At 69.4% G+C, this 21,466-nt stretch carries 17 protein-coding genes; 13 read left to right on the top strand and 4 right to left on the bottom strand.

The genetic code is table 11. From position 1 onward, the window contains the following. The first annotated feature begins 56 nt into the window (after positions 1-56). Positions 57-812 (top strand): hypothetical protein, encoded by a 756-nt coding sequence (locus ABNF97_RS26855; protein ID WP_349340218.1) that lies wholly within the window; start codon positions 57-59, stop codon positions 810-812. A gap of 95 nt (positions 813-907) precedes the next feature. On the opposite strand, the gene ABNF97_RS26850 is transcribed toward ABNF97_RS26855, so the two are convergent. Beyond that, positions 908-1,777 carry a glycosyltransferase domain-containing protein gene (locus ABNF97_RS26850; protein ID WP_349340217.1) on the bottom strand — a complete coding sequence of 290 codons (870 nt, stop codon included), beginning with the start codon at positions 1,775-1,777 and terminating at the stop codon, positions 908-910. Between the two features lie 263 nt (positions 1,778-2,040). On the opposite strand from ABNF97_RS26850, the gene ABNF97_RS26845 reads away from it, so the two are divergent. The 4 genes from ABNF97_RS26845 to ABNF97_RS26830 all read left to right on the top strand — a co-directional run bounded on the left by ABNF97_RS26845 (position 2,041) and on the right by ABNF97_RS26830 (position 7,646). Beyond that, positions 2,041-3,129: a phosphotransferase enzyme family protein gene (locus tag ABNF97_RS26845; RefSeq protein ID WP_349340216.1), complete on the top strand. Its 1,089-nt coding sequence runs from the start codon at positions 2,041-2,043 to the stop codon at positions 3,127-3,129. Between the two features lie 281 nt (positions 3,130-3,410). Further along, positions 3,411-5,069, top strand: coding sequence for an ABC transporter transmembrane domain-containing protein (locus ABNF97_RS26840; protein WP_349340230.1), 1,659 nt, complete (start codon positions 3,411-3,413; stop codon positions 5,067-5,069). Beyond that, positions 5,066-6,793: an ABC transporter ATP-binding protein gene (locus ABNF97_RS26835; RefSeq protein WP_349340215.1), complete on the top strand. Its 1,728-nt coding sequence runs from the start codon at positions 5,066-5,068 to the stop codon at positions 6,791-6,793. The genes ABNF97_RS26840 and ABNF97_RS26835 overlap by 4 nt, the downstream gene beginning before the upstream one ends. Positions 6,794-7,319: 526 nt before the next feature. Beyond that, on the top strand, positions 7,320-7,646 hold the full coding sequence (locus ABNF97_RS26830; protein WP_349340214.1) for a response regulator transcription factor: 327 nt from the start codon (positions 7,320-7,322) through the stop codon (positions 7,644-7,646). A gap of 227 nt (positions 7,647-7,873) precedes the next feature. Here ABNF97_RS26830 and ABNF97_RS26825 read toward each other — a convergent pair whose 3' ends face one another. Both ABNF97_RS26825 and ABNF97_RS26820 read right to left on the bottom strand, forming a co-directional pair. After that, on the bottom strand, positions 7,874-9,277 hold the full coding sequence (locus tag ABNF97_RS26825; protein ID WP_349340213.1) for a condensation domain-containing protein: 1,404 nt from the start codon (positions 9,275-9,277) through the stop codon (positions 7,874-7,876). After that, positions 9,274-11,379 (bottom strand): carbamoyltransferase family protein, encoded by a 2,106-nt coding sequence (locus tag ABNF97_RS26820; protein ID WP_349340212.1) that lies wholly within the window; start codon positions 11,377-11,379, stop codon positions 9,274-9,276. Before ABNF97_RS26820 ends, ABNF97_RS26825 begins: the two co-directional genes overlap by 4 nt. Before the next feature lie 455 nt (positions 11,380-11,834). On the opposite strand from ABNF97_RS26820, the gene ABNF97_RS26815 reads away from it, so the two are divergent. The 8 genes from ABNF97_RS26815 to ABNF97_RS26780 are packed head-to-tail and all read left to right on the top strand — an operon-like array spanning position 11,835 to position 19,937. Further along, on the top strand, positions 11,835-12,098 hold the full coding sequence (locus ABNF97_RS26815; RefSeq protein ID WP_349340211.1) for a hypothetical protein: 264 nt from the start codon (positions 11,835-11,837) through the stop codon (positions 12,096-12,098). Positions 12,099-12,143: 45 nt separating this feature from the next. Further along, positions 12,144-13,439, top strand: coding sequence for a DegT/DnrJ/EryC1/StrS family aminotransferase (locus tag ABNF97_RS26810; protein ID WP_349340210.1), 1,296 nt, complete (start codon positions 12,144-12,146; stop codon positions 13,437-13,439). Further along, complete coding sequence (locus ABNF97_RS26805) at positions 13,439-14,485, top strand: Gfo/Idh/MocA family protein (protein ID WP_349340209.1); 1,047 nt, start codon at positions 13,439-13,441, stop codon at positions 14,483-14,485. Before ABNF97_RS26810 ends, ABNF97_RS26805 begins: the two co-directional genes overlap by 1 nt. Positions 14,486-14,527: 42 nt before the next feature. Next, positions 14,528-15,526 (top strand): TauD/TfdA family dioxygenase, encoded by a 999-nt coding sequence (locus tag ABNF97_RS26800; protein ID WP_349340208.1) that lies wholly within the window; start codon positions 14,528-14,530, stop codon positions 15,524-15,526. Between the two features lie 48 nt (positions 15,527-15,574). Next, positions 15,575-16,810 carry an argininosuccinate synthase domain-containing protein gene (locus tag ABNF97_RS26795; RefSeq protein WP_349340207.1) on the top strand — a complete coding sequence of 412 codons (1,236 nt, stop codon included), beginning with the start codon at positions 15,575-15,577 and terminating at the stop codon, positions 16,808-16,810. Further along, entirely contained in the window at positions 16,807-17,457 is a 651-nt protein-coding gene (locus tag ABNF97_RS26790; RefSeq protein ID WP_349340206.1) for a cyclase family protein, read from the top strand. Before ABNF97_RS26795 ends, ABNF97_RS26790 begins: the two co-directional genes overlap by 4 nt. 13 nt (positions 17,458-17,470) lie before the next feature. Next, positions 17,471-18,967 carry an AMP-binding protein gene (locus ABNF97_RS26785; RefSeq protein WP_349340205.1) on the top strand — a complete coding sequence of 499 codons (1,497 nt, stop codon included), beginning with the start codon at positions 17,471-17,473 and terminating at the stop codon, positions 18,965-18,967. Continuing rightward, positions 18,960-19,937, top strand: a complete 978-nt coding sequence (locus ABNF97_RS26780) for a Gfo/Idh/MocA family oxidoreductase (RefSeq protein WP_349340204.1) — start codon at positions 18,960-18,962, stop codon at positions 19,935-19,937. The genes ABNF97_RS26785 and ABNF97_RS26780 overlap by 8 nt, the downstream gene beginning before the upstream one ends. Positions 19,938-20,036: 99 nt before the next feature. Here the strand turns inward: ABNF97_RS26780 and ABNF97_RS26775 are convergent, their stop codons facing one another. After that, the gene (locus tag ABNF97_RS26775) at positions 20,037-21,188 is read right to left on the bottom strand and encodes an ISAs1 family transposase (protein WP_349340203.1); all 1,152 of its coding nucleotides are present in this window, start codon (positions 21,186-21,188) and stop codon (positions 20,037-20,039) included. Between the last annotated feature and the right edge of the window lie 278 nt (positions 21,189-21,466).

Below are 21,466 nucleotides of genomic sequence, written 5' to 3'. Positions count from 1 at the left end.
ACGTGTCGTCGGAAAGACAGCTTGACGACCTGGCCAGTTACCTGGAGCGTTGGCACATGAATCCAGACATAGCCTTTGTCATGCTCGCACACGCCCGTAGCGGCAGCGAGAGCCTCCTGGCAACGCTGAACCTGCACGAGGATATCTGCGCGGTGTCGGAGCCGTTCAATCCGAACTACAAGACCTGGGACGTCGACAATCACGACTACCGGTCGAAGATAACCGACGTCCGGAGTCTGTACGAACAGCTGGAGGTCGTGAGCAGGAAGTTCAACGGCATCAAGACCACAGACGAGGACCTGCCGCGAGAGCTGAACGACGTACTGGTTGGCGACGCTCGGTTCAAACTCATCTTCCTGCGCCGATCCAATCTACTTCAGGCAGTCGTCTCACAGGCGATCGCCGATCGGACGGGCCTCTGGCAGAAATGGGATGCGGTGGGTCGCATCGCGGGCCGTTACGGCAGCCTCGGAGAGCTCGACGTGCATCAGCTGGGCGACAGGCTCGCCCAGCTCGACGACGACATCAACCATTACGGGAACCTCGTCGAGTCACAGCGGCGCGAAAGCAGTGTGATGTTGACGTACGAGGACCTCTACTTCGCTCCGCGCGATACTCGTACCGACGTGGTCAACCGACTGCTCCGGTTCCTCGACTGCTCGCCGCTCGCGCCGGACCAGGTCGATAGGTACATGGCTCCGAAGAACGGGCAGCTCAACTCGCAGGAGCTGTACCGGCTCATCACGAACTGCGACACCATCGAGGCTCGGCTCGGCAGCGACCGGACCGGATGGCTGTTCGCTCCACACTGAACCTTTTTCACCCTCCCCTTGCGGTGGGAGGACGGCAAGGTTGGACGCGGTGCGCGCGCCGCGCGGTTCAGGTTGAAAAAGGTTCACCGACCGAGTCACACTCGGCACACCCGAAAGTCCGGGCCGGCCGCGGATGCCGGCTCCGTACGCTCGCGGAGCCAGTCGGGGACCTCGCCCTCCTCCCACAGGTCGAGCAGCGCCGCCTTGGTGGTCTTGCTGGCAAAGTGCAGCTGAGCGGCTGAACTCGGCGTCGTCAGCTGCGCTTTGAGCCGGGCGTGGTCCCGCCGGTAGCTGGCCGCACTCCTGCCCTGTTCCCGAAACTCCTGCACTTCGCGCATTATCTCCGCCTTGCTGAGACCCGGCGTCGACGGCCCGAGGTATTCGAAGATCAGGGCGTCGTTGTCAAGCCCGATCCGGTCCGGCTCAAGGTGCTGGACCAGCGTCCAGTAGTACTGGTCGCTCGAACCGAACAACTGGTCGGTGTGATAACCGTGCGCGCGTAGGCGTTCCAGAAGGTCGAAGCGATTACTCGGGGGCTCGGGATACTTGGTGCAGAGGTCGAGGAGTTCCCCCGCCGGTCCAACGATGCCACCGCTGTTGAGGTAGGGATAGCGGCCGACCGGCGTACCGGGACACAGTGCCAGGCCGACGACGCCGAGCGGCCAACAGTTCAGCTCGGCGCTGAACACGACCGGTTGCGAAAATCCGGCATAGGTCTGCTGGATATACCGCTCGTCCCGGATGAACAGCGTGTCATAGGCGTCGGTGAATACGATGAGCTCGTCGCGATCGGCCACTTCGGACAGGTAGCGGGTCAGGCAGGCGCGCTTGTCGGCAAACCTGAACGGCCGAGCGATCTGGGGCTGCAAAATGGTCAGTTCCAGGCCGGACGCCCGGCACGACGGGATGAGGAGCCGGTTGAGGAAGGGATTTTCCAGCTCGGTCGCGACCGTGACAACCTTCATGTGCCGGAGTCTAGGGGATCGGGTCGCCGGTACCACAATCCGGTTTGCGCTCGGCTGATCGAATCCAGTCAGGTCAATAGACGACTGTGGCGTCAGGGCGGCGCCGCCGCGTCCGGTGATGCCACCGGGTCACCATGCCTGCCGTGTACCCGGTGTCCGGCGCTGGTCAGCCGGGGTATTCGTCGAAATCGATGACGGCGGCCCCGTCGCAGCGACCTGGTTTCGCTGGCGGGCCGCCCGGTCCCCTCATAGGCTCACTCGACATGCGCGTGACCCACTCGCTCCTGCACGCCGAGGACCTCGCCCAGCTCGTCGAACGGGAGTACGCCATCGCAGCGCCCGTCAGAGTGAACCTGCTGAACCGCGGCTTCAACGACACCTACCTCGTCACCGACGCCGACGGCGGCCGCCGCGTGCTGCGGATCTACAACCGGGAGAAGTACTGGATCCGTTCGGAATCCGACCTCCGCTTCGAACTCGACCTGCTCGAGCACCTGGCCGCAGCCGGGCTGGGCGTCATCCGCCCGTACCAGCGGACCCTCGGCGACCGGCTCGGCCGACTGACGGCACCCGAAGGCGAACGGTGCTTCGCCCTGTTCACCCACGCGCCCGGCAGGCCCTTGTACGAAGAGACGCTGACCCCAGAGCAATGGCGCGAGTACGGCTCCGGCATCGCCCGGATGCACCTGGCGATGGACACCTTCCGCACCAGCCACGACCGCTACCACCTCGACGAACACATCCTCATCGAACGGCCGCTGGCCAGCCTGGCACCCTATGCCGGCTCGGACCGAGCCACGGCGGACCTCGCCGAACTCGGCAGACTCGGCGAACGACTGACCGACCAGATCCAACGGCTCCGGACGATCGGCGGCGCGTACGGGATCATCCACGCGGACCTGCACCGGGGCAACACCACCATCGACGGCGACGGCCGGCTCATCACCCTCGACTTCGACCACTGCGGATTCGGGCTACGCGCGTACGACCTGACCGTTTACTATCGCGGGCCGGACTCCCCCGAGGAGGAGCGGGAACGCTGGGCGGCCGTCGTCGCCGGCTACCAGCAGGCCCGTCCGCTGAGCCGGAACGAGGTGGCCAGCTTCCCCGTACTGGCCGCCTGCCGGGCGATCTGGGACATCGGTGACTGGGTGAGTGCCGCCGCCCGTAACGGCGACGCCTGGGTGACCGACGCGGTGATCAGCAAACTGCTGGCGGACGTCCGCAAGGCGGAGGCCGATCCCACCCCCCGGCTGGTTGCCGAGGCGACCTCGGAGCAGGACCCGCCGCACGTCGACTCCGGCTCAAACGATCCGCACGCCGCCGACGAGCAGCCACGGAACCAATCATGACGGACCAGGCGACGCGCAACGCCGCACGAGCTCGCGATACCGCCCGGCAGCCGGCATCGGTGGCCGCCGGGTCTGTCGCGGCTCCGTGGGGGACGAGCGCTGAGCCGCGCAACTAGGGACGGTGTGTCCTGGACGGCGGAAAACCGGGTAACGGTACAGAAGGGACTTCGGGCGGCATGGCCTTCGTGGACGTACGGGGACCGGCTGGGTATCTGTGGCGGCTGGCGCTGGAACTCAAGGGCCGGGTGGCGCTCGGGGCGTTGTTCGGGTCGGCGTGGTTCATGAGTCTGGCGTTCACACCGTACCTGATCTCGCAAGCAGTCGATCGTGGGTTGGGCGACGGGCGCCGGGAGACGCTGCTCTGGTGGGGCGCGGCGGTGCTGCTCGTCGGGGTGGCGGGGGCCGGGCTCGGAATCATGCGGCACCGGAGCATGACGAAGCTGCGCCTGGCGGCGGCGCTGAGGACGGCCGACCTGGTGATGACGCATGCCACGAAGCTGGGGGCGGCGCTGCCTCGGCGGGTCACGGCCGGCGAGGTGGTAACGATCGGCATCGCGGACGTGTGGACCATCGGCCGGGCCATGAACGTCGGTGGGTTGGGAGTGGCGGCGATCCTGACCTGTGTCGTGGTCGCGGTGCTGCTGTTCCAGACGTCGCCGGTGCTGGCGGCCGTGGTGCTGATCGGGGTACCGGTGCTCGCGATGGTCGTGGGGCCGCTGCTCCGGCGTACCCAGCGGGCGGGCTTGGACTACCGGCAGAAGCAGGGCGAACTGAACGCGCGCCTGGTCGACGTGCTCGGCGGCCTGCGGGTGCTGAACGGGCTCGGGGGCAAGCCGGAGCACGAGGCACGTTACGGACGGGAGTCGGCGCGGCTGCGCGAACAGGGCTACCGGGTGGGCGGGCCGGCCAGCTGGATCGGGGCGCTCGGGGAAGGGCTGCCGGTGGTCTTCCTCGGCGTGGTGATCTGGGTGGCGGCGCGCATGGCAGCCTCAGGCGAGATCACCGCGGGGCAACTGATCGCCGTGTACGGGTACACGGCGATGCTGGGCATCCCGGTGAACATGCTGATCTTCTGTGGATTCGACACCGCGCACGGGCTGGTGGCGGCACGCCGGGTCGTCGACTTCCTACGCCTGCCGCTGGACAAGGTGGACGGCGAACCTGCCCCGGACGGGCCGGCGGTCCTGTTCGACCCGGAATCAGGAGTCTCGGCCGAGCCAGGGCGACTCACCGCGCTGGCGGGAGACCGGCCGGCCGACGCGGTGGCGGTGCTCGACCGGCTCGGTGCGTACGGGCCGACCTCGGCGACCTGGGGTGGGCGGCCGCTCGCCGGAATCGCCCAGCCGGAGATCCGGTCCCGCATCCTGGTCGCCGAGAACGACGCCGCTCTGTTCACGGGACCGCTACGGGAGGTGGTGGCGGGCCGCGACGTGCCGGGACCGGCAGCGCCGACCAGTGGTGACGGGTCGCGGGCCGGAGCGGCTGGAAATGCCGGACCGCGCAGCGGGGTGCCAGCCGGGCGGGACGAGCCCGGGGACGAACGGGTGCGAAGAGCGATCGAGATCGCCGTCGCCCATGACGTCGCTGCCGACTTGGGGCGGACGGTCGAGTGGGGCGGCCGGAACCTCTCGGGTGGGCAGCGGCAACGGGTGCGGCTGGCCCGGGCGGTCCACGCCGATCCGGAGATGTTGCTCGCCGTCGAGCCCACCTCGGCCGTGGATGCGCACACCGAGGCGGCCATCGCGGAGCGGCTCACGGCAGCGCGGCGGGGCCGGGGGACGGTGGTGGCCACGACGTCGCCGGTGTTGCTGGATCGGGCCGACGTGGTGCACTACCTGGTCGGCGGGCGGGTACGGGCGTCGGGAACGCATCGGGAGCTGCTAGGCGACGAGCCGGGGTACCGGGCGTTGGTCAGCTGGGCGTTCGCGGACGACGCATGAGTGCCGTGTTGCCGATGGCGGACCAGCGGACCGTGGGACGGGAGGCGCTGCGCCTGGTCGGGCGGGACCGGGGTGCGGTGGCGGCGATGATCGGCATCAACGCGCTGGCCGCGGTCGCCAGCCTCGGCGGGCCCTGGCTGCTGGGGCGGATCATCGACGAGGTGGCCGCCGGGGGTGGTGTCGCAGCGGTGGACCGGCTGGCGATCGCGGTGCTGGGGTGCGCGGTCGCGCAGATGGTGCTCTCGCGGTATGCGCTGTTCATCGCGTACCGGTTCGGTGAGCGGACGGCGGCACGGATCCGCGAAGGGTTTCTCCAGCGGGCGCTCCGGCTGCCTGCCGCGGTGGTGGAACGGGTTCCGGCCGGTGACCTGGCGGCGCGTGGCACCACCGACGTGAATGCGATCGCCGCCACGTTGCGGGACATCCTGCCGAACGTCTTCATCGCCGTGGTGCAGATGCTCTTCATCGGGGTGGCGGTCGTGCTGCTCGATCCGGTGCTCGGGGTGCTGGGTCTACTGGGATTGACCGGGATCTGGTTCATCACGCGGTATTACCTACGGCGGGCGCGCGACGCCTATCTCACCGAGGGTGCGGCCAACTCGCGGCTCGCCGAGGAGCTCGCGGCGACCACCGAGGGTGCGCGCACCGTCGAGGCGTTCGGCCTGCGCGAGCGCCGACTCGACGCCGGGCGCCGGGCCATCGCCGAGACGCGGCGCACCCGGATGGCGACGCTGCGGCTGCGCACCGTCTTCTTCCCACTGGCGGAGAGCTCGTACGCGCTGCCGTCCGTGCTCGTGCTCGTGGTCGGTGGACTGCTGTACCTGGACGGGCACGCCAGCCTCGGCACGGTCGGGGCGGCGGTGCTGTACCTGCGGCAGCTCGTCGGGCCGCTGGACACGATCCTCGTCTACGTCGAGCAGATCCAGAGCAGCAGCGCATCGTTCGCCCGGGTCGAGGGGCTGGGTGCGGTGCCGGCGCCGCCGCCCGCCACGACGCGGACCCCGCGGGACGACCGGATCGAGGTCGTCGGGGTGCGTTACGCGTACGAGGAGGGCCTGGACGTCCTCGACGATGTCGACCTGGCGATCCGGCCCGGAGAGCGGCTGGCGATTGTCGGGCTCTCCGGCGCGGGCAAGTCGACGCTGGGCCGGCTGCTCGCGGGCGTCGACCGACCGGCCGCGGGCGAGGTGACCGTCGGTGGTGTGCCGATCGCCGACCTGCCGCCCGACCAGCTTCGCCGCCAGGTCGTCCTCGTGACGCAGGAACACCACGTCTTCCGCGACACGCTGCGCGCCAACCTGATGGTCGCCGCGCCGGACGCAAAGCTGCGGCGGGCACTGGAGACGGTGGGCGCGACCTGGGCCGACGATCTCGACCGTGACCTGGGCGAGCACCCGCTCGGCGGCGCCGAGGCGCAGCAGCTCGCGCTGGCCCGGGTGCTGCTGGCCGACCCGCACACGGTGATCCTCGACGAGGCGACGGCGCTGCTCGACCCGACAGCCGCGCGGGCGGCGGAGCGGGCGCTGGCGGCGGTGCTGCACGAGCGTACGGTGATCGCCATCGCCCACCGCCTGCAGACCGCCCACGACGCCGACCGTGTGGTGGTGATGGAAGCCGGCCGCGTCATCGAGAGCGGAACCCACGACGACCTGGTCGCGGCCGAGGGCCCGTACGCGGCGCTCTGGGCGTCCTGGCATGGAGAGCGGGCTACGTTCAACTCGTGACCGACGTCGTGGTTGGTCGGGTCGGCTCGCCACGAATGCGACGACGGGACGTACGCCGTCGCGTGCGGGCTCTGTTCGGCGAAAGACCGGCGATCGCGGGCAGCGCGATCAGGCACGACTTCCGGCCGGCCAACGCGAGCGAACGGATCGCGACTAACGCATTCAATCGATTACATGTTGCGGACCGATCTTTATCCTGATAACGTGGAATTCACGTACCGATACACCAAGTCCACACGGATATTCCATGGAATCCTGTATTGGGCGAACCTTCCAACCGCATTCGCTGAATAGCACCCCACCATTGTGATGATTCAGGCAGCAGACTGAGCATCAGTGCCAGAATCGCCTCCCGGGTTGCGTCCGTTTGGCCTCTCCGCACTGCCGAGGGGCACGGCGAGCCTGTCCCCACGCCGACACCCGGTCCGGAACCGTTTCATGCGCACGCAGCACCTGTCCGCGCCCCGCCGCTACTGGGTCGGGTCCGGGTAGGGATGCACCCGCCACTCACACTGGGATTGATTCTGTGTCCAGCGACCCTTCGCCGCCGCGGCATCCGACCGGCGACATGTTCACCGTCTCCCGCCCCGTGCTGACCGCCCTTCAACACGAGATCGTGCGCATGCTCGCCCGGGGAGCCAGCGACAGCCACATCGCTCACCGGCTCGGCCTGGGCCTGCGAACCGTACAGCGCAACGTGTCCACGATCATGCAGCTCCTGCGGGTGCAGAGCCGATTCGCGGCAGGTGTCGCGGTGACCCGCGCCGGACTCCTCGATGAGGTGGACGTCGGCGCCCGGCGTTCGGCCGACCCCACGCCCGACCGGCCAGGGAGCAGTGGCACGACGACCTGACCGTCCTGCCATCGGTTGCGGTAGCGACGCGTCCGACGAGCACCATGACGACCAGGGAACGCCACGACGACCGACATCGGCGCGGGCCCGCAACCCGGACGTGCCGCCCCGGTCCACCGGCGAGTACCGCCGCACTGCGCGCGCCAGCCACGGTGTACGCCACTCCCCGGCCACCTGGGCCGGCACCCCTCTCGATCGCGGTCACTTTCCGCCGATGTCGTGGCACCTCAGCCGACAGCACGCCAGGCCGGTCGGCCGGCGTCCGCTGCCACCCCGCGTACCACGTCCAGGAACGCTTCGACCCGGGCGGCCATCCGCGAGTCGTCGTAGAACGATCGGTTGTAGTTCAACGCGCCGCCCTGCCGCTCCCCGCCCACCACGATCCACGGCGCCGCCTGCTTCTGCCAGGCCGGCAGGGCCGCCGACGCGATCTCGCCGACCTTCGGATAGCCGTCCTCTCCCGGCCGCGGTTTCGGAACGATGTCGGGCGTCTCGCCCACTTGTAGCGGCCCCTCCGCTTGCGGGCTGGTCCCCGGCACCACGGACTGGAAGTAGGAGTCGTAGAGATGGAGGTCCGACCAGGGCCGCGGATACCGGTCGGCGCCGATCAGCCGGACCAGGTTGCGGTACCCGGTCCGGGCCAGCCGAGCGGTGACAAGGTCTCGGTGTACTCGGGCGATCAGCGCCTCGACGGGCTCCCGCCAGTCGATGTCGACAGGCACGAAGACGTCCTGCCCGAACTGGCCGACGATCTCGCGTTCCGCTCGACTCTGCCGGCCCAGGGTCACCGTGCTCAGCACCGCCCGGGAGGAACGTGCGCCGGACGCCACGAACATCGCGTACGCGGTCATCAGCACGACGTACGTCGTAGTCCGCAACCGCAGCGCGGAGTGCTCCAACCCGGCGGTGGTCTCGGCGGAAAACTCGAACTCCACCGTGGCGGGATCCAGCAGGAGGTCGCCAGCGGACGCCCGGCGCGGCTCGACAGGCAGCATCGGCGGCAGGCGACGCAGCCGACCGGCCTGTGCCACGACGCTCGCCGACGTCCGGCCGTACTGCCGCTCGTGTAGGGCGACCAGTTCCCGGTACCCGGCCGGCATCACCGCGGGCGCCGGCGCGAGGCCGAGGCCGGCCGCATAGCAACGCAGCAGATCCTGCACGAGAATGCGGTCGGACCAGGCGTCGAAGAGCAGGTCGGGAAAGCTGAGGCAGAGCAGGCTCCGGTCGTCGGTCAGCCGGACCAGGCAGGCCCGCCACAGCGGCGCGACCGTCAGGTCGAACCTGCGGATGCTCTCGCCGTACAGGTGATACTCGAGCTCGGCACGGCGCCGCGGCTGCGGACAGGCACGTAGGTCGACGACGGACAGCGGCGCGTCGACCTCGGTGTCGATCGACACGGCGGGTTCCGGCGCGATGTCGGCGAACCGCATCCGCAGCATGTCATGCCGGCGCGTCACCTCCCGCAGGGCGGTACCGAGCACGGCCACGTCGACCGGACCGTGCAGGTCGCGGGTAAGCAGGGCGGTGAACCGGGAGCCGCCGGGATCGCCGGGAGAGAGCTCGTGCATCCGCTCCCACAGCAGCTCGTAGCCCTTCGGCAGCGGCCCGGTGATCGGAGCGGCCGGGGTCATCGGCCGACCGACCGGGGCAGGCGGATGCCGTCCGGACCGATCGGGCCGGCGAAGGGTGAATGCGGTCGGGAACCCTCACCGCGTGGCAGGCGCCCGAAGGTCCACCGGGTGTCGAACGGTAGGCCCCCGGCGTCCACGCTGAGGGCACCGGCCCGGTACCCCCGGCGCAGCAGCGCTCCCGCTGTCCGGCGGGCGCCGTCCGGGTCCGGGCCGATGCCGGCCGCGACGGTGGCGGCGTGCAGGGTGCGTCCGTCGTCCAGAGCGTCCAGCAGCGCGGCCCCGTCCTCGGTCACGTCGAGCGCACGGCCGGTCCTGGCGTGCCGCACGGTGGCGCCGCCGGTGGCCCCCGCCAGCGACCAGCCGTCAGCGAGCCGCACGTGCAGGCTGGCGTGCGGGGGGTACACCACGCGGATGTTGTGCAGGTAGAGAGCGTCCAGATCGGAGGAGAGCAGGCACTGCAGGGCGTCCGCCGGGGTCTCCACGAGCGGCATACCGCGAACGTTCAACGAGGTGTTGAGCACCAGTGGCACCCCCGTCAGCCGGTGGAAACGGCTGATCAGCTCGTAATAGAGTTGGTCCGTGCCGGCGTCGACGACCTGGACCCGGGCGGTGCCGTCCACATGACACACCGCGGGAATGCGCTTCTGCCATTCCTCGCGAACGCCACAGCACGACAGCATGAAGCGCAGATCGGCCCCCGCACTGATGTCGAACACCTCGGTCGCGAGGTCGCTCAGGACACTGGGCGCGAACGGGCGGAACATCTCGCGCATCTTCACCCGCTCGTTGATTCGATCCTTCATGTCCTCGGGCCGGGGGTCGGCGAGGATGCTGCGGTGGCCGAGGGCGCGCGGCCCGAACTCGCTTCCGCCCTGGAACCAGCCGAGCACCGCGCCGTCGGCGAGTTCGGCGGCGGCGTGTTCCGCGAGGTCGCCGTCGATCACCTCGGCCGGGATGCGCAGGGCCTGTAGGTGCGCGAGGATCTCCTCCGTCGCGTATGCCGTCCCGGTGTACGAATCCCGGATCGGGGTCAGGGTGCGCGCCTTCCCGGCGGTCACGTAGCCGTGGTACGCCAGCCCGATCGCCTGCCCGTTGTCGCCTGCCGCCGGCTGCACGAACACCCGGTCGAAGATCCCCGCTCGGGCCAGTACGCCGTTGGCCACCGCGTTCAGCCCCACCCCTCCGGCCAGGCAGAGGTAGCGCCGGCCCGTGCGCCGACGCACCTCGGCGGCCAGCGCGAGCAGTCCGCGCTCCAGCTCACTCTGCGCCTTCCAGGCGAGATCCATCGCATACGCGCTGATCCGGTCCGGATCCTCGATGATTTTGAAGCTCCGGTCGTCCAAGTAGTCCACGTATCCCGCCGAGACGATCCAGTCGAGGAACGGGCGGAAGTCGAAGTGGCCCGCACGCTCGTGGAACCACTTCCCGGCGAGCAACGAGCTCGGGCCGCCGTACGGCGCCAGGCCCATGGTCTTACCGGCGTCCGGGACACCGGCGCGTACGTTCGAGAAGCCCAGGAGGCCGGTCACGTACTCGTACATCCAGCCCAGCCCGGAGTGGAACAGATGGGGCACACGACCGCCGGTGGGGAGCGGCACGTACCGGTTCTTCTGGACCGTCCGGTGTCCCCCGTCGCGATCGAAGACGTACGCCGACTCGGCCTCGTAGCCGGCGTCCGTCCAGGTACCGTCCCCGTCGACGACGAGGACCGCGGCTTCGTCGAAGTCACTAGCGTAGAAAGCGGACAGGGCGTGCATGTAGTGGTGAGCGCAGCCGGCAGGGTCGCGCGCGACCACGATGCGCTCGGGATCCCGCACCGGGATGTTCAACGCCGCCATCGGCGCGAGGTAGTCGTCGGCGAGCACGATCCGGTCGACGTCGTCGAGGCCGATGCCCGCCGCCTGAAGACAGTAGGCAATCGCCGACCAGGGAAAGTAGCCGAACCGGTCGCCGTACTCCTCCCAGAGTCCGAGATTCGCCCGGATGGTCCCGTACTTGACGCGTGTCAGACGCTCCTCCTCGATCGCTGCGACGACGCGACCGTCCGCGACGAGGCAGGCGGCCGGGTCGTGCGGTCCGGTGTAGATTCCGAGGCTAAACACGCGGCACCCTCCGGTTCAGGATCGACGGGGTCTTCCCGCGGCAGCGGGCGGAAGCGATTCGCAAACGGGGGCTACCACGGCATCGCTTGTCGACCCGATGTCGGCACCGGCCGAAACAACCTGCCGAACATGGGTATCGGCAAGGTAGCAGCCGACCCGCGCACGACGGAAGAGCCTCGGACCATAACCGGTAACCAATCGATTTTGATCGATTGGCAAATGGAGCGTCTCCGGCCAGCAAGTACTCGCCGCCGTGCGGCACGAACCGGCAAGCATTGGCGGGAATACGCCATCCTCCGAACTGCACTTCGCTTGCACGGTCCCGTCGGCCGTGCATATGATTGAGACCGTCCCCGACGGGGACACCATTATCGATGCACCTTCCCGACCCCTCCGTCGATAAACCGGGAAGAAGGCGCTCAGACATCGTTCGACTAAGCATCGAAGGACTTTCAATGGACGCGCCGCACTCGCCTATCGAAGAAATAATAGACATTCTGGAACAGGAGTTCGCCTGCGATCTGGCGGGCCTCTCCCTCGAACCGTCGCTCTCCCTGGGACACGACGGCCTGGGCCTCGACTCGCTGATGGTCACGGACCTGCTGGTCCGCTGGTACGGCCGGCACGCGGTCGAGCCCACGCCGGAACTGTTCGAGCAGATCGACCGGGTCACCATCGGCGACCTGCTCCGGGTCGGATCGTCCCGGCCGCAGGCTTGAGGCCGGCACACGAACGTCCGCCTCCCACGACGCGAAGGACTCACCATGCCCGACGGCACTGACCTCGCTCTCCTGGGCGGCACTCCGGTGCGCGCCGCAGGATGGCCGGGCTGGCCCAGCCTGGACGCCGGCACGAAGGCGACCGTGGCCGAAGCACTGGAGTCTGGCCGTTGGGCCATCAGCGAGGACCACAACGGACACGAGCTCTACGAGCGACGGTTCGCCCGGGCCTGGGCCGACTACCACGGCGTACCGTACGCCGTCGCCACCAGCAGCGGTACGGCGTCCCTGACGGTCGCAATCGAAGCGCTCGGCCTCACACACGGCGCCGAGGTGCTGGTACCCGGGCTGACCTGGGTGGCGTGTGCCTCCGTGGTCGCCAACGCCGGTCTCGTCCCCGTTCTCGTCGACATCGACCCCGCGACGCTCTGCATGTCTCCGGCCGCCGCCGAGGCGTCGATCAGCGAACGGACCGAGGCGGTACTGCTGGTGCACTACGGGTCGAGCCTCGCCGACCTCGACGCCTTCGTGGATCTCTGCGGTCGCCGTCACCTGGCGCTGATCGAGGATTGCGCCCAGGCACACGGCGCCGCCTATCGGAACGCGCGGGTCGGTACCTACGGGGCCGTCGGCACCTTCAGCATGCAGGAGTCCAAGCTTCTGACCTCCGGTGAGGGTGGCGCCTGCGTGACCGGGGATGCGGCACTGTACGAGCGGATGGAGGAGTACCGCGCGGACGGTCGCCGCTACGCCGAGTCCCCGCGGTTGCTGGAGCCCAACCTTCGCGATGTCGGCACGGTGCAGGGCCGCAACCTCTGCCTTACCGAGATCCAGGCCGCGATTTTGCTCGGCGGCCTGGCCCGGCTGGACGCCGAGAACGAGCGGCGTGCGGCGAACGCCACCCGTCTGGACGAGCTCCTCACCGGCCTCGGCTACGCGCACCCGATCGCCGCCCCGCCAGCGGTGACGCGGCGGACGTACTACCGGTACTGCTTCCGGGTCGATCCGGAGGTGCTCGACGGCGTACCGGTCGAATCGGTCCTACAGGCCCTCGGCGCGGAACTCGGGCTGCATTGCGAGGCACTGCACGAGCCGCTGAATGCGTGCCGGCTCTACGACCCGCGACGATCTCCGCACAAGTACGACCCGCTGTTGCTGCCCCGGCTCGACCCAACGCGGTTCGACCTGCCGCAGGTGCACGCGGCGAGGGCCACCGTCCTGACGATTCCGCATCGGGCGCTGCTCGCCTCGGCGACCGACATGGACGACATCGTGCGGGCCCTGGAGAAGGTCGTCACGAACAGCGCCGCGTTGCGGCCCGACGTCGTGGCGGTCCCGTGATGTCGCCCCGAGCCATCACCGTCGGGGTCATCGGCTGTGGCGAGATCGCTCAGATCATGCACCTGCCGCACCTGCGCGAACTGGACGAGCGCCTTCATCTCGTCGCGGTCTGCGACACCGACCCGGACGTGCTCAAGACGGTCGCGCAGCGGTTCGCGGTCGACCGGGTCGCCACCGACGCCACCGCTCTCCTCGGGGATCCCGGCGTCGACGCGGTGGTCATCGCCACTCCGGGTGACCACGTCGATCTCGTGCAACGTGCGGTGGCGGCGGGTAAGCACGTCCTGGTCGAGAAGCCGTTGTGTTACCGCGTCGAGGATGCCGAACGCATCGCGGACAGGGCCGAGTCGGCCGGCGTGACCGTGATGGTCGGGTACAGCAGGCTGTTCGACACCGCGTACGACCGGTTCCGCGACCTGGCTGCGGAACAGCCGCCCGGACGGCTCATCAGGGCGACGGCCGTGCTTCCCGACGACTACTTCTTCCGCGCGCACCACGTCGTCGCCCGGTGCGCCGCGCCGGCCGCGGACAGCACCACCCGGGCGGAACCGACCTGGACGTACTTCTTCGAAGAGGTGCTGCACAACCTGGCTACGCACGAGCTGTACTGCCTGCGCGGGCTCTTTCGCGCCGGGTATCGCCTCACCGCCGCTCGCGCCCTGCTCGGCCGGTACGGCGTGCACGCCCTGTGGGAGACCGACGACGGCGACGCGGCCTCGCTCACGCTGGCGGTGATGACCGGGTTGTCCGGCGGCTACCGCGAAGACTTCCTGGTCGCCGGTCCGACGGCACACACGACCCTGGAGTACCCGTCCGTCTACCTCAAGAACACCCCGGCGACGGTGCGCCACACGTACTCGGCCTCGGCGCGGGGCCCGCTGGCCAGCCTGGTCGAGGAGGGCGCGTACGCGGACCCCTTCAAGCGCGAGCTCGAGCATTTCGCCGACGTGGTGACGAAGGGGGTGGCGTGCCGCTCGGACGCTCGGGACGCCGTTCACGACGTCCGCGCCATCACCGACATTTTCACCCGATGCCAACGGGCGTGACGAACGAACTCGTGGAGGCGTGACAAGGTGAGTCAGCATCCGATGAAACCGCCCGAGCTGCCGTTCCCGGAGCGGCTGCAATCGGCGACCCTGGGCGCGGACGACCGCGCGACCTTGGTGGCTGGCTGCCGGGACATCATCGACCGGTGTCCCACAGTCGACGTGCTCGACAACCGCCTCGTGGCGGAGACGGTCGCCGGCAGCCGGTACCTGCCCGCCGACCTGGTCACCTCCCTCGCCCGGTTCCGCTGGGAGAGCACGGACCACGGCGCGCTACTGATTCGCGGAATGCCACTCGACGACGAGTTGCCACCGACGCCATCGGACCGGAGGTCGCTGCCCCTGCCTGACCTGCCGATCAGCACGCTGGCCCAGCTGATCGTCCTCGCCCAACTGGGCGACCTCATCGCCTACGCTGGTGAGAAGGGCGGCGCGCTCGTGCAGGACATCGTGGCGCTACGTGGCCTGGAGAACCACCAGGAAAACGTCGGCAGCGTTCTTCTCGAACTGCACACGGAGAACGGATTCCACCCCACCAAGCCCGACTTCGTCACGCTGCTCTGCCTGCGACCGGACCAGGACGGCAATTCACAGACCGTGGTCGCGGGCGTCGCCGACGCGCTGCCCCTGCTGGAGCCCGACGTGGTGCGGTGCCTGCGCGAACCGGTCTTCCGGATCGCCTACAGCACCTCCTTCGTCGGCACCGACCGGACCGAGTACTCCCCCTTGCTGGCAGCGATCACCGAACACGCCGGGAATGTCACAGTGGTGGCGGACCTGCACGCGATGGAGGCGACCACGGACGACGGTAAGTTCGCCATGTCGCGGCTCTTCGAGACACTGCGGCAGGTCGCGGTCGGTGTCCGGCTCACTCCCGGAGACCTGTTGGTCATCGACAATCGGACCGCCATGCACGGCCGGACGCCGTTCGTACCCCGCTTCGACGGTCGCGACCGCTGGCTGCGGCGGGCATTCGCCATCGCGGACCTCCGTCAGTGCGAGGCAGGCCGACCGCCATTCTCCCGCGTGGTTCGCCCCTGACCCGCCGCCCGCCGGTCTCGCTCATCCTGTGGTCAGCGGAGGAGTCCGATGCAATTCGCGTCTAGTCTGCACAGCCTGGAACGGCACCTGCCCCGTCGGCCGCTGGTCCTCTACTCCGGTGGCGTGGACGGGTCCTACCTGCTCAGATGGTTCGTCACCCGGGGTTCCGAGCCTGTCGCACTCACGGTCGACCTGGGCACCGGTGAGGAGGACGCCGCCGAGCGGGCGCGTACCCTCGGCGCGGAGCCGGTCCGGCTCTCCGCAGAGGACGAGTTCTTCCGTGACTTTCTCCCCGCCGCGATCCACGCCGAGGCGTTCTACCAGGGCCTCTACCCGATAGGGTCGAGTATCTCGCGCCCGTTGTACGGAAAGGTGGCCGCCCGGGTCGCCGCCGAACGCGGCTGCGACGCCATCTGCCACAGCGCGACAGCCCTGCAGAACAGCGGGATCCGGTTGTCCACCGCGATCGCGCACGCGGCGCCGGGCCTGCCACTCGCCGCCCCGTTCCTGGAATCGGCGACGCCGCGACCGACGATGGTGGCGGAGCTCGCCGCTGCCGGTGTCGAGTTCCGGCACGGCGAACACAGCATCGACGCCAATCCCTGGGCGCGGGTGATCGAGTGCGGCAGTCTGGACAGCCCCGAGAACGTCCTCGACACCGAGGTCTTCGAGTGGACCTGCGCACCGGACGCGCCGGAGGCGGCACGTCCGGTCATCCTCGACCTCGCCTTCGAGGGTGGCCTGCCGGTGGCGCTCGACGGGAAGCGGATGCCACTCGGCCCGCTGGTGTGGCGCCTCAACAAACTGGCCGGTACCCGGGGTGTGGGCCGGTTCTCCGGGCTGGAGGACACGCACCTGTGGGGTAAGAACCACGAGATTCGAGAGGCGCCCGCGGCCGCTGTGATCACTACCGCCCACCGGGCGCTGTCGAACGCCGTCTTCGACGCGCGGGAGCACGGCCTCCGGCAGACACTCGCTACGGCCTGGACGGATTCCGCCGTCGCCGGTGGATGGTTCGACCACACCACCGGATGCATCCGGGAGGTGCTGGCCCGGCTGGATCGCATCGTCACCGGCGCGGTCACGCTACGCCTGGTGGCCGGCACTGTCACGGTGCAGCGGCTGGAGTCGCCGCACGGTCTGTACCGCCACCGTGCCACCGAGGCTGCGTGGCCCGGTCCGCCACCCGGCGGGCACGCCGGGCTGATCGTCACGCTGGCGCACGTCGACCGGCTCCGACGAGCGGTACCCGGATCTGGCACGGAACAGGAGCAAACATCGTGATTATCGATCTCAGTCATTCCATCCACGAGGGGATGCAGACGTATCCCGGCCTACCCGGACCGAAGATCACCACCCATCTGTCCCGCACCGAGTCCCGCTCGCGGTATGCCGACGGCGTGGAGTTCCACATCGGCCGGATCGACATGGTCGCCAACACCGGTACCTATCTGGACGCGCCGTTCCACCGCTATCCCGACGGGGCCGACACCGCCGGAATACCGTTGGAGCGGGTCGTGGATGTCGTGGGTGTGGCATGCACCGCGGCCCTGGAGGGCGAGATCCGACCGGAGATTCTCGACGGCATCGAGGTGGCCGGCAGGGCCGTGCTCTTTCGGACGGGTTGGGACCGGCACTGGGGGACCGAGGAGTACTTCGGAGCGTCCCACCCGTACCTGGGGCGAGAACTCGTCGACCGACTCACCGCGCTCGCCCCGGCGGTGGTCGGCATCGACTCCGTCAACATCGACGCGATGTCGGACAGGGCCCGGCCGGCACACTCCCTGCTACTGGCGGCCGGCATCCCACTCGTAGAGCACCTGCGCGGCCTCGATCGTCTTCTGTCGAGGGACTTCCGGTTCTTCGCGCCACCCCTGGCCGTACACGCCTTCGGCACCTGCTCGGTACGGGCCTTCGCGATCGTCGACTGAGCCGGAGGAGGCGATGGTGATCACCGTGATCGAATCTGTACGGCGGCTGGCCCAGGTGGACCCGGGCCGGATCGCCGTGGCGACGCCCGTGGGAACCGTCGACTACGGGCAGTTGCACCGATTCGCCGCTGCTCATGCCGACACGCTGAAGTCCGCCGACGGCGCCGACGGCGCCGTCGCGGTCGTCTGCGGGGCCGGCGACGGCGGCATCCCGCTGATCCTCGGCGCCATGATCGCCGGACGCCCGGTCGTCCTACTGCCCAATTCGGCGACGCCGGCGGCGCGGGCAGCGGCCCAGCGGCAAACCGGGTTCTCTCTGGTCGCCTCGCCGGGTGCCGGGCCGGAACAGGCCCGGATGGAACGGGCCGAGGTCGAGCCGGATTCACCCCCGCCGGCCGCATCCTTGGTCTTCTGCACGTCGGGGTCGACCGGCAACCCCAAGCTCGTCCCGTTGCGGGAGGATGCCATCGCGCGCTTCGCCGCCTGGGCCGCCGAGCGCTTCATGATCGGTGCGGGCAGCCGAGTCCTCAGCTACGCCCCGCTCAACTTCGACCTGTCCCTCCTCGAGGTGTGGACCACCCTGGCGTACGGCGGCACCGTGGTGGCCGCCACCGGACCGGCGCTGCGCGACAGCCGGCACCTCGCCGCGCTCGTCCGAACCTGGGAACCGGATCTCGTCGAGGGCGTTCCGGTGCTGTACGAGCGGCTCGCCCGCGGGCTCGCGGAGTCCGGTGACCTTGAGGCGCTGTCGGCCGGCCACGTCATCATGACCGGCGACAACACGCCCCTGCCGACCCGGCGGGTGATCCGACAGATGTTTCCCGCGGCCAGCTACTACAACATCTACGGCAGCACCGAGACCAACGACTCGCTGATCGCCCGACTCGACTACGACGAGGTGGTCGCCGAACGGATCCCGCTCGGCGAGCCGCTGCCCGGCGTCGACGTCCGGCTGATCGACGAGGGCGGCACCGAGCTGCGCGGCCCAGGCTCCGGCGAGCTGGTCGTCACCACCCCGTTCCAGGCGGAGGGCTATCTCGGCACCGTCGGGAGCGGCAGCTTCGTCCAGGCATCGCCAGGCTGGCCCGGCGATATCTACTTCCGCACCGGTGACATGGTCGAACGACGACCCGACGGCGCGTTGCGGTTCCTCGGCCGCCGCGACTTCCGGATCAAGGTCAACGGGGTCAGCGTGGATCTGGAGGACGTCGAGGACGTCATCTCGGTGCTCGACGGAGTCACGGAGGCGGTGACGGCGCCGTGGACCGCGCCGAGCGGCGAAACCCGGGTCGCGGCGCTGATCCGAACCGCTCCGGAGCAGAACTTGTCGGCGGTGCAGGTACGGAAGTTCTGTGCCAGGCGGGTCGAGTCGGCCGCGGTGCCGTTCCGCATCTCGTTCGTGACCGACCCACTGCCCCGGACGTCTACCGGAAAGGTCGATCGGAAGATGGCCGCACGATTGTTGAACGACCCGGCTGCGGGCCGAGCGGGACGGCGACTCGATGGCTGAGGACCCGATCGGCAGGAACGACCGGCCGAGGGTGGCGGTGATCGGCGCCGGGCGGATCGGCGCCGTACACGCCGGCAATCTGGTCGCGAGCGGCGCGCAGGTCGTCGTCGTCGAACCCGACGAGCGGCGGGCCGCCCAGCTCGCCGGCCATCCGGGTCTGGCTGTGGTCGCCGACCTGTCCGAGGTCGGTACCGTCGGCGGCTACGTCGTCTGCTCCCCCACCGACACCCACGCGCGGGTGGTCTCCCAGGTGCTCGATCGTCGTGTACCGGTGCTGGTCGAGAAGCCCTGCTGTGCGGACCCGGTGACCACCCGGTCGCTCGGCGCGGCCGCCGATCGGTGGAAGGTACCGCTGTACATCGGTTTCCAGCGCAGGTTCGCCCCGGAGTACCTGGCCCTGCGCGACCGGGTGCGAGAGGGCGGCGACCGGTTCCTGTACGCCGCCTTCACCAGCTTCGACGGCGCCCCGCCGCCGCCGGGATATCAGGTCGCCGGTGGAAGCCTTGCGTACGACCTGCAGATCCATGACGTCGACCTGATGTTGTGGATCTTCGGCGTGCCGGTCGCCCAGGTGACCGGCGTGCAGGCGGAGCTCGACAAGGTGCCGGACACCCTGCTCACCTCGGTCCGACTGGCCAACGGCGTGGTCTGCGCGATCATCAGCAAGCGGATGAGCGGCCACGGTTGTGAGGTCTATGCCGAACTGGTTGGTACGCGGACGACCGTACGCACCGCTGACCCGGCACGCGCCGGAGGGTACGCCGACTTCCGGGAGCGCTTCGCCGAGGCCTACGCCGCCGAGATACGCGCCTTCCTCGCCGTCGTCGAGGGCGGCACCACCGCGACGCACCTGGCGACCTGGGAGGACGCTGCCCGAGCCGAGGAGGTGTGCCGGGCGATCGAGTCAAGTCTGTGCGGAGCCGGCGCGTCGACGCCCACCATCACGTCGCGGCGGGCGAGATCGACCTGACCTGCTCCTGCGGGTGTCGCCACCGTCAACCGTGGGCCGGGCCAGGACAGCCGGACGGCTGTTGGCGTCGGGCGTCGGCGAGGCGAGGCGAGGCCAGGGCTATTGCGTTGTCGGGTAACTGCTGGTCACGGCGGTGATCAGGTCGTGTGATCGGCGGTTGGCTTGGCGGGTGGCTCGGGCGATGTTGGTCGCGCCGGTGGTGCGGTGCCAGCCGATCGCGGTGTTACGCAGGGTTGCGAGGATGGCGGGTCCGTTGCCTGTCCGGGCTTGGTGGAGGTCTTCACGGAACGTCACGTCGCGTACGTGATGGAGGCGGTTCTCGATGTGCCAGTGGCGGCGGATCCAGGTTTGCAGGTCGCGGGGCAGAGCCTGGCCGGCGGGCAGTGACACGGTCAGGTAGGCGGTCTCGCGGCTGGTCTTGCCAGCGACGATGCGGGTGCGGGTGATCCGCACGGCTTGTTGAGCGTGGGGGAAGGCGATGCCGCCGGGCGTGGCGACGGTGACGGCTTTGACGGTGCGGGTTTCGCGGCGGCCGTGGCCGCGGTCGCGGGTGCGGTCACCGACCGGGATCTGTGCCCAGGGCAGCCGTTTGAGTTGCTTGAACAGGGTCGGCTGGTTGGCCTTCACTTGTACGAGCAGGTGCGCTCGGCGGGCGGTGACTTCGTCGGCGTGACCGGTCTGGGTGTGCAGGGCGTCGGCGATGAACAACACCCCGGCCAGGGTGCCGAGCACCGCCTCGACGGCGTCGAGCAGCGGGGCGAACGCCGGGATCTCGTTGCTTTTGGCGTCTACGGTGACCTGGGCGAGCACGATCCCGGTGGTGGTGTCCAGGGCGGACAGCAGATGCACCTGGCGGCCGTCGCCGGTACGGGCGCCGCGCAGTGTCTTGCCGTCGATGGCGATCACCGTGCGGTACCGCCTCGGCGCGGTCACCTCGACGGGAGTGCGGGTGCGCAGCCAGCCGGCCAGGACGGTGCCGAGCAGCGTGTCGTCCAGGCGCGTCAGGATCCGCCAGACAGTGCTACCGACCGGCACTCCTGCGGTGAACCCGAGCCGTTCCTGAGCTTGTTCGTCCAGGTCGTGCAGCCAATCCGTGATCGCGGCGAACGACGACGCCCAAGCCATGACGGCGCAGACCGCCACCGCCAGCAGCGGGGTCAGCGGGTAACGCACGCCTCGTGGGTCGCGTGGATCAGGAACAGCGGCGAGCGCGTGCAGCAGCCCGCGGTGTTCACCGTCGGTGACTGGCACCGCCTCGGCGAGGGAGGCGGGTGCTGCTACGGCCAGTGCCCGGATGAGAGATGATGCCATCGGCGGGTGGGGTCTTCCTCGGAGTCATGAAGCGTCGCAACTCCATGATCACCGATGCGGCCTCACCCGCTTCTTACGCCTCCACAGAGGCCGAACTCGTCTCGAACCTCCTGGTCAACAACCCGCCGGCCGACTATGCAATCGCCCTGGAGGCGAGGCGAGGCGAGTTGGTGATGCGGCGGGGCAGCCGACTGGGGTGCTGGGGACTGGGGTGCGCG

Origin of the sequence: Plantactinospora sp. B6F1 (assembly GCF_040120695.1) — a bacterium.
In the GTDB taxonomy this organism is placed as follows: Bacteria; Actinomycetota; Actinomycetes; order Mycobacteriales; family Micromonosporaceae; genus Plantactinospora.
The sequence above is the reverse complement of the archived record's forward strand: the minus strand, read 5'-3'. Positions and strand labels throughout refer to the sequence as shown.